The sequence below is a fragment of the Bradyrhizobium sp. CCBAU 45389 genome (assembly GCF_028128625.1).
GTDB lineage: Bacteria > Pseudomonadota > Alphaproteobacteria > Rhizobiales > Xanthobacteraceae > Bradyrhizobium > Bradyrhizobium liaoningense_B.
In genome coordinates this window covers 241,890-255,373 of sequence record NZ_LBIY01000095.1, presented here as the reverse complement: position 1 = coordinate 255,373, position 13,484 = coordinate 241,890, and the positions used below count along the sequence as shown (strand labels likewise).

Here is a 13,484-nt window from a genome sequence, read left to right as displayed (position 1 = left end):
GCCGGGAGCTTCCCTCATGACGCGCAAACTCGCTTTGCTCGGCTCGGCCCTTTGCGTTGTCGTGTCGGCAGGCAGCGCCTCTGCCGACGACCTGCCGGTGCGCAAGGCCGGCCTCTGGGAAATGAAGATGGTCAGGACCGGCTCGGCGATGCCCGAGATGACCATGCAGCACTGCACCGACGAGACCGTCGACAAGGAGATGAGCAACAACGTCTCCCCGATGGCCAAGCAGATCTGCGCCAAGCAGGAGATCAAGAAGACCGCGACCGGCTATGTCAGCGATTCCGAGTGCAGCGTCGCCGGCGTCAGCACGACCTCGCATGCCGAGATCACGGGCGACTTCAACTCGGCCTACACGGTGAAGACCACCTCGCATGCGCAAGGCGGCGTCGCCGGCGCTGCGGGGCGCGATACGACGGTGCAGCTCGAAGCGAAGTGGCTCGGGGCCTGCAAGCCCGACCAGAAGCCCGGCGACATCGTCATGCCCGGCGGCTTCAAGATGAACGTGCGCGACATGGACAAGCTGAAGAGCCTGCTGCCGAAGTAGGTGCGGTCGCCGCGCAGTCGGTGCGCTCCCTCGCCCCGTTCTTACGGGGAGAGGTGAAGTACGGCGCCTACACCGGTATCCGCACGCTCGCCCGCAATCCCCCCATCGGGCTGTCACCCAGCGTGATGTCGCCGCCATGGGAGCGGGCGATGTCGCGGGCGATGGCGAGGCCAAGGCCGGTGCCGCCTTCGTCCTGGTTGCGGGCGTTGTCCAGCCGCAGGAACGGCTTGAACACCTCTTCGCGCAAATGCGCCGGGATACCCGGACCGTCGTCGTCGACCGTGACGGTCAAATAACGGTGATCGCGCTGGCCGGTGATGGCGATGCTCTTCCCGTAGCGCGCCGCGTTGGTGACGAGGTTGGCGAGGCAGCGCTTGAACGAGGCCGGTTTCACCGTCACCACGGGCAGGCCGTTGAACGCCACGGTCGCGGTGTGGCCGTGGCGCTCGGCATCGCTGCGCAGCTCCTCGAGCGCCTGCGCCATGTCGGTCGGCTGCGACTGCTCGCCGGAATCGCCGCGGGCAAAAGCGAGGTAATCCTCCAGCATCATTGACATCTCGTCGACGTCCTTGCGCATGCCTTCGAGCTCGGGGCTGTCGCCGATCAGCGCCAGCTCGAGCTTGAAGCGGGTCAGGATGGTGCGCAGATCGTGGCTGACGCCGGCGAGCATCGCGGTGCGCTGCTCCATCGTGCGCTCGATGCGCGACTTCATCTCGAGGAAGGCGACCGCCGCGCGCCGTACCTCGCGCGCGCCGCGCGGGCGGAAGTTCGGCGCCTCGCGGCCCTTGCCGAAACTTTCCGCGGCATCCGCGAGCCGCAGGATCGGCTTGATCTGGTTGCGCAGGAACAGCACCGCGACGATCAGGAGGATCGATGACGTGCCGACCATCCAGAACAGGAAGATCTCCGAGTTCGAGGCATAGGCGGCGCTGCGCTGCGCGAACACGCGCATCACGGCATCGTCGAGCTGGATGCGGATCTCGACGAGGTTGGAGCGGCCGACCGTGTCGATCCAGAACGAGCGGCCGATCTGGCGGCCGAGCTGCACCGACAGCGTCTGGTCGAGCAGCGAGAAGAACGGCTTCGGCCCCGGCGGCGGCATGTCGCCGGCGGGCAGGAAGTCGACGACGAGGCCGAGGCGCTGCTGCGCGATGCGGCGGATCTGGTCGCGATCCCGGTCCTGCGGATAGCCCTTGTAGACGTCGATGAGCGCGGCGATGTCCTGCACGACGGCGGCCGACAGGCGGCGCGTCACCGTGTTCCAGTGCCGCTCCATGAACACGAAGGCGACGACCGACTGCAGGATCACCATCGGCACGATCATGATGAGCAGCGCGCGGGCATAGAGGCCGGTCGGCATCCAGCCCTTGAACGCATTGCCCATCCAGCCATTGGCGGCCGAAACGCGGCCGGCGGCGCTCTTCAGAAGCGTCAGGCCGGTATCGATCGTGCTCATCTAGCGTGCTTCACTGAGTTATGGCGAGGCCACCAGCCGGTAGCCAATGCCGCGCACCGCCTGCAGGAACAGCGGATTCGCAGGATCGGTCTCGATCTTGCGCCGGAGGCGGTTGATCTGCACGTCAACGGCACGCTCGTTGACGCTGCCATTGCCGGTCAGCGCGCTGCGCGGCACGGTCTCGCCCGGGGTTTCCGAGAGAATGCGCAGCATCTCGCGCTCGCGATCGGTGAGGTGGATGACCTCCTCGCCCTGGCGCAATTCGCCGCGATCGAGATGATAGACGTAGGGACCGAACGCGATCTTCTCGACGGTCGTCACCTGTGGCGGCGGCGCGGCGCGCTTGAGGATGTTGTTGATGCGCAGCGCAAGCTCACGCGGCTCGAACGGCTTTGCGACGTAATCGTCGGCGCCGATCTGCAGGCCCTCGATGCGGGCTTCGGCCTCGTGGCGCGCCGTCAGCATCACGATCGGCACCGAGGAGGAGGTCCGGATGAAGCGGGCGAGGTCGAAGCCGGTTTCGCCGGGCATCATGACGTCGAGAATCAAGAGGTCGAAATGCAGGCCCAGCAGTTTGGAGCGCGCATCGCCCGCGCTTGCCGCGGTGGTGACGCGATAGCCTTCGCTGGCGAGAAAGCGCGAGAGCAGGTCGCGGATGCGGCGGTCATCGTCGACCAGCAGCAGATGCGGGGCGTCGTCGGCCGGTTGCACCGGTGGACGCGCGAGCGTGGCTGCGAGCGGCACGGTCACTCCTTCGATTCTTGATTGACCGAGGCGAAGATCGTCTCGAGCACCTTGTCCGGATCGTCGCGGTCGATCATCGCGCGCAGGAAGCGCTTGACCGTTTCGGCGTCCTGCGGACCCATCTCGGCGAGTGCCTTGGTGATCCGCGTGGTCTGGAGCCCGGCGAGCTTCTGCACCAGCGCCTCGCCCTTCGGCGTCGCGTAGAGCAGGCGCTGGCGACGATCATTGTCGCCGGTCTTCTGCACGATGTAGCCCTCGTCCAGGAGCTGCTTGAGCACCCGGCCGAGCGACTGTTTTGTGATGCGCAGGACGTCGAGCAGGTCGGCGACCTTCAGCCCGGGATAGCGGTAGACGAAGTGCATGACGCGGTGATGGGCCCGGCCGAAGCCGAACGCCTCCAGCTCCTGATCGGGATCGCCGACGAAATCGCGATAGGCGAAGAACAGCAGCTCGATGATATCCCAGCGCAAATTGCCTCCATCGCCTGCGGCCGGCCGGGGCACGGCAGCGTCTTGAGGGGAAGTCGCGAAATTTATGTCAGGCATATTGACGTATCTTGGGTTCAATGTTACAAAACGATCGATCCGCACGAAATTTTAGATCGTTTCGCGACGGGTGGCATCGTAGCAGGACGGCCGGAGAGAGCCGGACAGGCGGCGACGGCCGAAGCAGATCTACCGTGCGATTGTCGAGCGGCATTTCGGCAAAACATACTGGACTTCCGCCTTCCGCAAAAGCATGTCCTCAGCGACATGCTGGCCACGGAAACCGGCCGTAACATGGCTGGCGGCGGTCCGGCGAGAAACCCAACCAAGCCAGTCGGGCCCGAAGCGGGCAGGCGGGCGCGAGAAACAGCGCCGCTACCGGCAGCGGGAGGCAAGGACATGAGCATGAAATTCGATATCCAGCCCGCATCCAATCCGACTCCAGAGAAGGACCGTGTCGCCAAGCTGGTGGACCCCGGTTTCGGGCGGGTCTTCACCGACCACATGGCGGTGGTCCGCTACAACCAGGCCAAGGGCGGCTGGTACGAGGCACGCGTTGAGGCGCGCGCCAACTTCCAGCTCGATCCGGCCGGCGCGGTCCTGCACTATGCGCAGGAAATCTTCGAAGGCCTCAAGGCCTACAAGCGCGACGACGGCGGCGTGAACCTGTTCCGACCCGACGCCAATGCGCGGCGCTTCAAGAATTCCGCCGACCGCATGGCGATGGCGCAATTGCCCGAAGACGTCTTCATCGAGGCGGTCGAGCAGGTCGTGCGCATCGATCGTGCCTGGATGCCGGGCGGCGAGGGCAGCCTTTACTTGCGCCCCTTCATGATCGCGAGCGAGACCTTCCTCGGCGTCAAGCCGTCGTCCGAATACATCTTTGCGGTGATCGCTTCCCCGGTGGGCTCCTACTTCAAGGGCGGGCCTGCGCCGGTCTCGATCTGGGTCTCCGAGAACTACACGCGCGCCGCGATCGGCGGCACCGGCGCGGTCAAATGCGGCGGCAATTATGCTGCGAGCCTGCGCGCCCAGGCCGAAGCGATTCAGCACGGCTGCGATCAGGTGGTCTTCCTCGATGCGGTCGAGCGTCGCTATATCGAGGAGCTCGGCGGCATGAACGTCTTCTTCGTGTTCGACGACGGCTCGCTCTCGACGCCGCCGCTCGGCACCATCCTGCCCGGCATCACCCGCGACTCCATCATCACGCTCGCCCGCGATGCCGGAAAGACCGTGCGCGAAGAGCCCTATTCGCTCGATCAGTGGCGCAAGGATGCGGCCAGCGGAAAGCTCAAGGAAGCGTTTGCCTGTGGCACCGCCGCCGTCATCTCGCCGATCGGCAAGGTGCGTTCGGTGAGCGGCGATTTCGAGATCTCGGGCGGCGCCGCCGGCCCCGTCGCGATGGGCCTGCGCAAGCAGCTCGTCGACATCCAGTACGGCCGCACCAACGATCCGCACAACTGGATCCGCAAGGTGCTTTGAGATCTTCACCCTCCCCTGGAGGGGGAGGGTCGATCGCGCGAAGCGCGAGCGGGGTGGGGTGATCTCTCCACTCCGGCAGTGTTCGATGTGGAGAGACCGTCACCCCACCCCGTCTCTCATCTTCGCTACGCTTAGATGCGAGCCGACCCTCCCCCTCCAGGGGAGGGTAAAACGCGCAACGTTTGTGGCTTATTGCGCTATGAACGTGCTGCTGCCGACACGCGACAAAACCAGGACACAACAAGCATCCTGGGCATCGCGATCATGGCATCCAAACTCTCCCAACCCATGAAATGGGTGGTTCTCGCCGCCATCACCGGCGTCTCCGTTTTCGGCATCCTGACCATCGGCCCCACGCACGAGGTGGTCGCGCAGGACCGCTCGCCGATCGTCGACGTGCGCACCACCGATCCCGAGATGAACGCCGCGATCGCCCGCGCCCGCGGCTCGCTGCCGACCTTCTGGGCCTCCTATGAGGCGCCAAAGTCGTCGGAGACCGGGCACGCCCTGAAGGTGCGCTTTTCGACCCGTAAGGGTGGCGAGCATATTTGGATCGGCGAGGTGAAGAAGCTACCGGACGGCAGCTATTCCGGCTTGTTCGCCAACGAGCCGCGCGATCTGCCGGGCAAGCGGGCAGGCGACCAGGTGAAGTTCACCGAAGCCGACATCTCGGACTGGATGTTCATGCGCAACGGCAAGATCGTCGGCGGCGAGACCATCAAGCCGACCTTGAAGTCGCTGCCGAAGGCGGATGCGGACGCGCTGAGGGCGCGGATGGAGAAGCCGTAAAGGTTGGCCGTCATTCCGGGATGGTCCGAAGGACCAGACCCGGAATCTCGAGATTCCGGGTTCGATGCTTGCGCATCGCCCCGGAATGACGGCGTCCCTTAAGCACCGGTTGCCGCCCCGCGCGTCGGCTGGTAAACGCCGCGCATGGCCGACAAACCCAAAAAACCCCAGAAACTGAAGGCGCGCCTGCCGCGCGGGCTCGAGGATCGCGATCCCGCCGCGATCCGGGCGACGCGCGAGATGGTCGAGAAGATCCGCGCCGTCTACGAGCTCTACGGTTTCGAGCCGGTGGAAACGCCGGCGATGGAATACACCGACGCGCTCGGCAAATTCCTGCCCGACCAGGATCGTCCGAACGAGGGCGTGTTCTCGTTCCAGGACGATGACGAACAGTGGATCTCGCTGCGCTACGATCTGACCGCGCCGCTCGCCCGCTACGTCGCCGAGAATTTCGACACGCTGCCAAAGCCGTACCGCAGCTACCGCGCCGGCTACGTGTTCCGCAACGAGAAGCCCGGCCCCGGCCGCTTCCGCCAGTTCATGCAGTTCGATGCCGACACGGTCGGCTCGGCGACGCCGGCGGCGGATGCCGAGATCTGCATGATGGCGGCGGACACGATGGAAGCGCTCGGCATTGCGCGCGGCTCCTATGTCGTGAAGGTCAACAACCGCAAGGTGCTCGACGGCGTTCTGGAGGCCATCGGGCTCGCCGGCGACGAGAACGCAGGCCGCAGGCTGACCGTGCTGCGCGCCATCGACAAGCTCGACAAGTTCTCCGCTGACGAAGTGCGCAAGCTGCTTGGTCCCGGACGATGGGATGGCGGCGAGGAAGGCAAGGGCGACTTCACCAAGGGCGCCAACCTCAGCGAAGCTGAAGCCGACGTTGTTCTTGCCATCACCAAGCCGCGCGACGATTGGAAAGAGGCGGTTGCCGCGGCGGAAACCTATCTCGCCAAGAGCGCTGTCGGTCAGGCCGGCGTCAGCGAGCTGGAAGAGATTGCAAAACTGGTCACGGCGTCGGGCTACGATGCGGATCGCATCAAGATCGATCCGTCCGTGGTGCGCGGCCTCGAATATTACACCGGCCCCGTCTACGAGGTCGAACTGCTGCTAGACACCAAGGACGAGAAGGGCCGCCCGGTGCGCTTCGGCTCGGTCGGCGGCGGCGGCCGCTACGACGGCCTCGTCTCGCGCTTCCGCGGCGAGCCGGTGCCGGCGACCGGTTTCTCGATCGGCGTCTCGCGGCTGCAGGCGGCGCTGACGCTGCTCGGCAAGCTCGACACGCGGCCCGAGTTCGGGCCCGTTGTCGTCACGGTGTTCGATCGCGACCGCGTCGCCGACTACCAGAAGATGGTGGCGTCCTTGCGCACGGCCGGCATCCGTGCCGAGCTCTATCTCGGCAATCCCAAGAACATGGGCAACCAGCTCAAATATGCCGACCGTCGCAACAGCCCCTGCGTCATCATCCAGGGCTCGGACGAGAAGGCGCGCGGCGAGGTGCAGATCAAGGATCTGGTCGAGGGCGCGAAGGCAGCCGCGGCGATCGCTTCCAACCAGGAATGGCGCGAGACCCGCCCGGCGCAGTTCTCGTGCGGCGAAGCGGACCTCGTCGCAAAAGTGCGCGAGGTGCTGGCGCGCCATGACGTGAGCTGGGGCTAGCCATTCGCAAGCAGCCTCATGCCCGGGCTTGTCCCGGGCATCCACGTCCTGTTTGATGCGCACGTCATGAATGACCGGGGTGTGCCCGGTCATCGCGAAAGCAGCAGGGAGACAACGATGCCTGAGATCACCGTCAGCATGGCCGAGGGCCGCACCGACGAGCAGAAGGCCGGCATGATGCGCGACATCACCCAGGCGCTGGTGAAGAACCTCGGCGTCGACGCCGATGCCGTCGTCATCCAGATCAACGAAGCCCCGCTCCGCCACAAGATGAAGGGCGGCAAGACCTTCGTGGAGCGCGCAGCGGCGGCGAAGAAGTAGCCAGCGCTGTAGCGGCAAACACAACTGTCGTCCTGGCGAAAGCCAGGACCCATTACCCCAAGCGGCAGTTGTTGCGGCAGGTCGTGGTTTGGACCGCGCCAACGATATGCAGTCGGGGTAATGGGTCCTGGATCGGCGCTCGCTTTGCTCGCTTGTCCAAGACGACGAGGTCAGCACCATGGACGCACGCGATTTCATCAAAATCGGCATGAGCGCCGAGCGCACGCTGGTGGTGCCGGCCGAGCGCACGGTCGGGCATTTCGTGCCCGGCATGCCCTTTGTGTATGCAACGCCGATGATGATCCTGGAGATGGAGATGACGGCGGGCGATGCGATCCGCAGCGCGCTTCAGCCGGGCTGGGTCACGGTTGGCACCGAGGTCGACATCCGCCATCTCGCAGCCGCCTTGGTCGGCGCGACGGTGCGGACCACCGCGAAAGTGGTCGCGGTCGAGCGCCGCGTCATCCGCTTCGAGGTCGAGGCGTTCGAGGGCCCACGCAGGCTCGGTGAGGGCCGCCACGCGCGCGGGCTCGTCAATGTCGAGACGTTCAACAAGCGGCTGGGGGCGTAGCCGCGGGCACGGTGCCGTAGGGTGGGTTAGCTAGCGGTCGCGCGAAGCGCGGTCCGCTAGCGTAACCCACCACTTCTGTCTCCGCGGAAACCAAAGAGGTGGGTTACGCCGCGCAGATGCGCTTTGCGCATCTGCGGGGCTAACCCACCCTACGACACCGTCCTACTTCGCCAGCTCCTTCGACCGCTTCGTCGCCGCCGCGATCGCGCGGATCATCAGTTCGCGCAAGCCCGGCTCGCCCATCAGCACGCCGAGCGCTGCGGCCGTGGTGCCGCCGGGCGAGGTGACGTTCTGGCGCAGCGTGGCCGAGGGGAGCTCCGACTGGTGCAGCAGCTCGCCGGAGCCGGCGACGGTCTCGCGCGCAAGCTTGGTCGCGAGCGCCTCGGGCAATCCCGCTTCCACGCCGGCCCGCGCGAGCTCCTCGGCGAGCAGGAACACATAGGCCGGGCCCGAGCCGGAGACGGCGGTCACCGCGTCCATCAGGCCTTCGTCCTCGACCCATTCGACCGAGCCGGTGGCGCGCAGCAGCGCATCGGCCACCGCGCGTTGCGCGGCGCTGACACTCTTCGCCGCAATGGCGACGGTGATGCCGCGGCCGATCGCAGCCGGCGTGTTCGGCATCGCGCGCACCACGGCGCCGCCGCAGACCTCCTCGAGCGAGGCGATCGTGGTTCCCGCCATGATCGAGACCACCGAGGTCTTGTCGGAGACGAACGCTTTCAATTTGGCGCCGGCCTCGCGGAACATCTGCGGCTTCACCGCGACGACCAGGGTTTCGACCGTGCCTGCCGCCTTCACATCGGGATTGAGCGCAACGCCCTTGGCGGCAAGCGCTGTGATCTCCGGCGAGATGAACGGGTCGACCACCGCGACGCGGCGCGGATCGAGCCCGCCCGAAAGCCATCCGGTCAGCATCGCGCCGCCCATCTTGCCGGCGCCGGCGAGCAGGATGGTGCCGGTGATGTTTTGAAGGGTGTTGTTTGCCACTGTGGTCACCACAAATTCAGTGTCGTCCCGGCGAAGGCCGGGACCCATAACCACGACTGGTTCTAGTGGATGGAGAGCAGAGCAACAAGCCGCGTGCCCTAAGCGATATCACGCGGTATGGGTCCCGGCCTGCGCCGGGACGACGGTGGGGAGGGAGCGGCGGCTCCCTTGCGTCACGAGAAGCCTTACGCCTCGCCCACCGTGTCGAACATCGCTGCGTCCATCGCCTCGGTCGTGGTCTTGCCGGCCCACACCACGAACTGGAACGCCGGAAAGTAGCGCTCGCAGGCGTGGATGGCGCCGGCGAGCATGGCCTCGCATTGCGCGGGCGAGGCGGTGAGGCCGCCCGGCAGCACCAGCGCCTGGCGGTGCATGACCATGCCGGTGTTGGTCCACAGATCGAAATGGCCGACCCACAATTGCTCGTTGACGGCGGCGACGAGCCGCTGCACTTCGCTCCGCCGCGCGAGCGGAATCTTCATGTCGAACGCGCAGGCCAGATGCAGCGCCTCGATCTCGCCCATCCAGGTGAAGGAGATCTGGTAATCGGTCCACTGTCCCTTCGAGACGATCGTGAGCTCGTCTTCGCCGGAGCGTTCGAACGGCCAGTTGTTGTTGGCAGCGATATCCTCGACCACCGCGAGCGGATGGCTTTTGGAATCAATGTTGCCTTCGAGCAGGGACATGCCGTCTCGACCTCTTGCCTTCTTGTTGTCGTTGATACGCACGCGGTCGGCCCGGCACGCTCCCTCAATGTCGCTCTTGCGATCCCTCGGATCAGCGCGGGCCTGTCGCGGATCAAGTGATGTGATTTGCGGAATCTGCGCAACGGGGTCCCGAGTCCGTCCACAACCCAGGACTCGTTCGTCCACAGCTCATCTCCGCCACAATTCTTAACGCGGGAGTCCCGATCCGGATGGAGGAGAACAAATCGGAATCGGCCTCGAGCCAACGGACCCCAATCGTTAATTCCGCCCCGTGAGGCCGCTCCCGCCGCGGCGGCATGGGACCATGCGCATTCCCCATGCGGAACACGCTTGCTGCGGCCGCCGGCCGGCGTCATATTTCCGGTCAGGCCGTTCATTCCGGACGGCCGATGTTCTCAGGGCGGGGTGAAAGTCCCCACCGGCGGTAAGGGCCGAAAGGCCCAAGCCCGCGAGCGCCTTCCCCCAAGGACTTTCCTGAAAAGGTCTTGTCCGAAGGGAAGGGTCAGCAGATTCGGTGCAACTCCGAAGCCGACGGTTAAAGTCCGGATGAAAGAGAACGGTCGGTGGCAGACGCATCGCGTGGATGCGGCTGTTTGTCGTTCCGTGTGCCCTGATTCTGGTCCTTAAACCGAGGAAAGCCATGAATCAGATGTTGCAAGATCCCCAAGCCGAAACTTCCGAAGTTACCCAACCGCCGGTTCCACGAGATCCGGTGCCGGAGCATCCGCGCTTCGCCAAACCGCAGCGGGTGGCGTTCGTGCAGGCCTGCTGGCACCGCGACGTGGTCGAGGAGGCCCGCATCGCCTTCATGAAGGAGGCCGAGGCGCGCCACCTCACCCATGTCGACGTGTTCGAGGTGCCGGGCTCGTTCGAGATCCCGCTGCATGCGCAAGTGCTCGCCAAGACCCGGCGCTACACCGCGATCGTCGCGGCCGGCCTCGTCGTCGACGGCGGCATCTATCGGCACGAGTTCGTCGCCGACACCGTGATCAAGGCGCTGATGGACGTGCAGCTGCGCACCGAGGTGCCGGTGTTCTCGGCCGTGCTGACGCCGCAGCAATTCCACGAGACCGAGGTGCACTACGACTTCTTCCGCAGGCATTTTGCCATCAAGGGCGTCGAGGTCGCGACTGCTTGTGCGGAGACGTTGCACGGCCTGGAGCGCCTGCGCGGCCAGGTTGCGGCGGGGATCGTGTGACGGAGCGACAAGGCTCTCGCTCCTCATCCTGAGGAGCTTGCGAAGCAAGCGTCTCGAAGGATGAAGGCCCGGATGTTGCGTCTTGGCCTGCACGGTTCGAGGCGGCGCTGCGCGCCTCCTCACCATGAGGGTCTTGCAGCGCGCCAAGCCACCGGCTTCACACGCCGCTGATTGTCAATCCCGCCGCCGTCCCTGTAAAGTCGGCGGCGGGAGGAGGCCGTGCCGTGGAGACGGGGCGGTCGACAAGATCATGTTCGAAGGACACGATCCCTATCTCGTTGCGCTCTCTGTGGCGATCGCGAGTCTGGGTGGCTATACCGGCTTTGCGCTTGCTGCTCGCATCCGCAACACGCCCGGTGTCAGTAACCGCATTTTGCTCGCGGGGGCGGCGGCATTTCTGGCCGTCGGCATCTGGACCATGCATTTCGTCGGCATGCTGGCCGCGCCGCTGCCGCCTGACACGGTCTATCTGGTGCTTCCCACCATCAGCTCGTTCCTGATCTGCGCATTGGTGGTCGGCATCTCTCTCTTCTTTGTCTCGATCGGTGAGCCCACGTTGAAGCGGGTAGCCTCGTCGGCGGTCCTGCTCGGCGTCGGTATCGCCAGCATGCATTATGTCGGTATCCATGGACTGGCCGGGCCGTTCGGCATCGTGCACGACAAGACCATGGTGGCGCTGTCGGTGGTGGTGGCGATCGTCACCGCCTATGGCGGCCTGCGCGCCTTTCTGGCGCAGCAGGAGGGCGTCCGGCTGATCGTCAGCTCGATTGTTTTCGGCATCGCCGTCTCCGGCATGCATTACACCGCGATGCTCGGCATGCATTTCGCGCCGCTGACGAGCGCGGTGCATCACCACGCCGGCGGCAGCCTTGCCGCGTCGCAGCAAATTCTGTCGATCATCGTTGCCGTGCTGTGCTTCGTCATCGCAGCCGGCTTCTTGCTGTCCCTGGTTCCCGATCAACGGCGTCAGACTTTGAACTCTACTGCCGCCGAACCGGTTGCTTCGCCGGTCGCGGCGGCCGCCGTTGAGCTGATTGCTGCGCCGGCTGCAGCTCCGCGGCCGATGGCGCCGCTCGGCGGCCTCGGACAGCCGCCGCGGGCGCCGGTTCCCAGGCTGCCGGTCGAGAGTGCCGACGGGACACATTTCATCGAGACAGCCAATGTCCGCAGTGTTCGGGCAGACGCGCACTACACCCGCGTCCATGACGGCACCCGTGAGCGGATGTGCCCTTGGTCGATCTCGGAAGCGGAAGCGCAGCTCGATCCCTCGTTGTTCCTGCGGGTGCACCGCAGCCATATCGTCGCCATCCCCCATGTCGCGCTGGTCCGGAAAGAGGGCGATGGCGCGGTGCTCGAACTCGACGGCCCGTCGCCGCACCGGGTGCCGGTGAGTCGCGCCAAGATCGCCGAGGTAAAGGCGCGGTTGGGACTGGCGAACCGGCGGCAGGCTTAGGAACTCCACTCTCTCACTCCCTCGCCCCGCTCTTGCGGGGAGAGGTGAAGAGCCGCCCCATTCGTCGACACCCCTGACGCAATTCGTGCGTTCAGACCCGCATTTCGTGCAAAATGCCCGCCTTCGTGCCCGAATGATTGCGGCCCGCCCGGTCCAGAGAGACCGTCCCCCCCAACGTCCGCGCCGTCACGCGCCAAGGACGATTGTGGGAGGAGACGATGATCCCGGGCTCATTCAGCTATCACCGGCCGGCGAGTGTCGCCGACGCCGTCAAACTCTTGTCCGACCTCGGCGAGGAGGCACGGCCGCTGGCCGGCGGGCACAGCCTGGTGCCGATGATGAAGCTTCGGCTCGCCACCCCCGCGCATCTGGTCGATTTGCACGGCATCGCCGCTCTGAAGGGAATCCGCCGCGACGGCAACAATCTCGTTATTGGCGCGATGACCACCCAGCACGAGCTGCTGGCCTCCGAAGACGTCGCCAAGTCGATGCCGATCCTGCATGAGGCGGCGCTGCTGATCGCCGACCCGCAGGTGCGCTATCGCGGCACCATCGGCGGCAACGTCGCCAATGGTGATCCCGGCAACGACATGCCGACGCTGATGATGACGCTGGGGGCGACCTACCGCCTCGAAGGCTTGGGCGGCGCCCGCGATGTTCCCGCCGCCGATTTCTACCAGGGCGCCTATTTCACCGCGCTCGAGCCCGGTGAGATCCTGACCGCTGTCTCGGTGCCCGTACCCGCAGCCGGTCACGGTTACGCCTACGAAAAGCTCAAGCGCAAGGTCGGCGACTACGCCACTGCGGCCGCCGCCGTCGTCCTCACCATGGCCGGCGGCAAGGTCGCAACCTGCTCGATCGGGCTGACCAACGTGCACGAGACGCCGCTGCTCGCCACCGACGCGGCGACGGCCGTCATCGGCACCAGCCTCGATGCGGCCACGCTGAGAAAGGCCGCTGCAGCAGCCGAAGCGATCATGGCGCCGGCCGCCGATGCACGCGGTCCGGTCGAATACCGCAAGCATGTCGGCGGCATCATGGTGACGCGGGCGCTTCAGCGCGCAGCTAGCCGGGCGAAGTAAGGG

General features: G+C 65.7%; 14 protein-coding genes and 1 riboswitch. Of the genes, 9 read left to right on the top strand and 5 right to left on the bottom strand.

Annotation, left to right across the window (positions count from 1 at the left end):
- The first annotated feature begins 16 nt into the window (after positions 1-16).
- Positions 17-547 carry a DUF3617 domain-containing protein gene (locus tag XH79_RS28250; RefSeq protein WP_271583717.1) on the top strand — a complete coding sequence of 177 codons (531 nt, stop codon included), beginning with the start codon at positions 17-19 and terminating at the stop codon, positions 545-547.
- Positions 548-614: 67 nt separating this feature from the next.
- Here the strand turns inward: XH79_RS28250 and XH79_RS28245 are convergent, their stop codons facing one another.
- The 3 genes from XH79_RS28245 to XH79_RS28235 are packed head-to-tail and all read right to left on the bottom strand — an operon-like array spanning position 615 to position 3,292.
- Positions 615-2,003, bottom strand: a complete 1,389-nt coding sequence (locus tag XH79_RS28245; protein WP_212341840.1) for an ATP-binding protein — start codon at positions 2,001-2,003, stop codon at positions 615-617.
- An 18-nt stretch (positions 2,004-2,021) separates the two neighbouring features.
- Complete coding sequence (locus tag XH79_RS28240) at positions 2,022-2,753, bottom strand: response regulator (RefSeq protein WP_211404479.1); 732 nt, start codon at positions 2,751-2,753, stop codon at positions 2,022-2,024.
- Positions 2,750-3,292 carry a MarR family winged helix-turn-helix transcriptional regulator gene (locus tag XH79_RS28235; protein ID WP_245003728.1) on the bottom strand — a complete coding sequence of 181 codons (543 nt, stop codon included), beginning with the start codon at positions 3,290-3,292 and terminating at the stop codon, positions 2,750-2,752. The genes XH79_RS28240 and XH79_RS28235 overlap by 4 nt, the downstream gene beginning before the upstream one ends.
- A gap of 339 nt (positions 3,293-3,631) precedes the next feature.
- Between XH79_RS28235 and XH79_RS28230 the strand changes: the two genes are divergently transcribed.
- The 5 genes from XH79_RS28230 (at position 3,632) to XH79_RS28210 (ending at position 8,054) form a co-directional block, all read left to right on the top strand.
- The gene (locus XH79_RS28230; RefSeq protein ID WP_271583716.1) at positions 3,632-4,714 is read left to right on the top strand and encodes a branched-chain amino acid aminotransferase; all 1,083 of its coding nucleotides are present in this window, start codon (positions 3,632-3,634) and stop codon (positions 4,712-4,714) included.
- A 264-nt stretch (positions 4,715-4,978) separates the two neighbouring features.
- Positions 4,979-5,503, top strand: coding sequence for a YegJ family protein (locus tag XH79_RS28225; protein ID WP_271583715.1), 525 nt, complete (start codon positions 4,979-4,981; stop codon positions 5,501-5,503).
- A 144-nt stretch (positions 5,504-5,647) separates the two neighbouring features.
- Positions 5,648-7,162: a histidine--tRNA ligase gene (hisS, locus tag XH79_RS28220; protein WP_271583714.1), complete on the top strand. Its 1,515-nt coding sequence runs from the start codon at positions 5,648-5,650 to the stop codon at positions 7,160-7,162.
- Positions 7,163-7,228: 66 nt separating this feature from the next.
- Positions 7,229-7,483 (top strand): tautomerase family protein, encoded by a 255-nt coding sequence (locus XH79_RS28215; protein ID WP_212341835.1) that lies wholly within the window; start codon positions 7,229-7,231, stop codon positions 7,481-7,483.
- A gap of 178 nt (positions 7,484-7,661) precedes the next feature.
- Complete coding sequence (locus tag XH79_RS28210; RefSeq protein WP_212341834.1) at positions 7,662-8,054, top strand: thioesterase family protein; 393 nt, start codon at positions 7,662-7,664, stop codon at positions 8,052-8,054.
- A 162-nt stretch (positions 8,055-8,216) separates the two neighbouring features.
- Here XH79_RS28210 and proC read toward each other — a convergent pair whose 3' ends face one another.
- Positions 8,217-9,089 (bottom strand): pyrroline-5-carboxylate reductase, encoded by an 873-nt coding sequence (proC, locus tag XH79_RS28205; RefSeq protein WP_271583934.1) that lies wholly within the window; start codon positions 9,087-9,089, stop codon positions 8,217-8,219.
- A gap of 137 nt (positions 9,090-9,226) precedes the next feature.
- Positions 9,227-9,727 (bottom strand): YbjN domain-containing protein, encoded by a 501-nt coding sequence (locus XH79_RS28200; protein WP_212341833.1) that lies wholly within the window; start codon positions 9,725-9,727, stop codon positions 9,227-9,229.
- Positions 9,728-10,135: 408 nt separating this feature from the next.
- A riboswitch (FMN riboswitch) is annotated at positions 10,136-10,310 on the top strand.
- A gap of 78 nt (positions 10,311-10,388) precedes the next feature.
- Here XH79_RS28200 and XH79_RS28195 point away from each other — a divergent pair.
- The 3 genes from XH79_RS28195 (at position 10,389) to XH79_RS28185 (ending at position 13,481) form a co-directional block, all read left to right on the top strand.
- Positions 10,389-10,946, top strand: a complete 558-nt coding sequence (locus tag XH79_RS28195) for a 6,7-dimethyl-8-ribityllumazine synthase (protein WP_212341832.1) — start codon at positions 10,389-10,391, stop codon at positions 10,944-10,946.
- A 250-nt stretch (positions 10,947-11,196) separates the two neighbouring features.
- Positions 11,197-12,399: an MHYT domain-containing protein gene (locus tag XH79_RS28190; protein WP_271583713.1), complete on the top strand. Its 1,203-nt coding sequence runs from the start codon at positions 11,197-11,199 to the stop codon at positions 12,397-12,399.
- A 218-nt stretch (positions 12,400-12,617) separates the two neighbouring features.
- Complete coding sequence (locus XH79_RS28185) at positions 12,618-13,481, top strand: FAD binding domain-containing protein (RefSeq protein ID WP_271583712.1); 864 nt, start codon at positions 12,618-12,620, stop codon at positions 13,479-13,481.
- The last annotated feature ends 3 nt before the right edge of the window (positions 13,482-13,484 follow it).

Bases quoted from the DNA above. Each gene is read 5' to 3' on its own strand.
- XH79_RS28230 (WP_271583716.1), top strand. From the start codon at position 3,632: ATGAGCATGAAATTCGATATCCAGCCCGCATCCAATCCGACTCCAGAG.
- XH79_RS28195 (WP_212341832.1), top strand. From the start codon at position 10,389: ATGAATCAGATGTTGCAAGATCCCCAAGCCGAAACTTCCGAAGTTACC.
- XH79_RS28185 (WP_271583712.1), top strand. From the start codon at position 12,618: ATGATCCCGGGCTCATTCAGCTATCACCGGCCGGCGAGTGTCGCCGAC.
- XH79_RS28225 (WP_271583715.1), top strand. From the start codon at position 4,979: ATGGCATCCAAACTCTCCCAACCCATGAAATGGGTGGTTCTCGCCGCC.
- XH79_RS28210 (WP_212341834.1), top strand. From the start codon at position 7,662: ATGGACGCACGCGATTTCATCAAAATCGGCATGAGCGCCGAGCGCACG.
- XH79_RS28200 (WP_212341833.1), bottom strand. From the start codon at position 9,727: ATGTCCCTGCTCGAAGGCAACATTGATTCCAAAAGCCATCCGCTCGCG.
- proC (WP_271583934.1), bottom strand. From the start codon at position 9,089: ATGGGTCCCGGCCTTCGCCGGGACGACACTGAATTTGTGGTGACCACA.
- XH79_RS28250 (WP_271583717.1), top strand. From the start codon at position 17: ATGACGCGCAAACTCGCTTTGCTCGGCTCGGCCCTTTGCGTTGTCGTG.
- hisS (WP_271583714.1), top strand. From the start codon at position 5,648: ATGGCCGACAAACCCAAAAAACCCCAGAAACTGAAGGCGCGCCTGCCG.
- XH79_RS28190 (WP_271583713.1), top strand. From the start codon at position 11,197: ATGTTCGAAGGACACGATCCCTATCTCGTTGCGCTCTCTGTGGCGATC.
- XH79_RS28245 (WP_212341840.1), bottom strand. From the start codon at position 2,003: ATGAGCACGATCGATACCGGCCTGACGCTTCTGAAGAGCGCCGCCGGC.
- XH79_RS28215 (WP_212341835.1), top strand. From the start codon at position 7,229: ATGAATGACCGGGGTGTGCCCGGTCATCGCGAAAGCAGCAGGGAGACA.
- XH79_RS28235 (WP_245003728.1), bottom strand. From the start codon at position 3,292: ATGCCTGACATAAATTTCGCGACTTCCCCTCAAGACGCTGCCGTGCCC.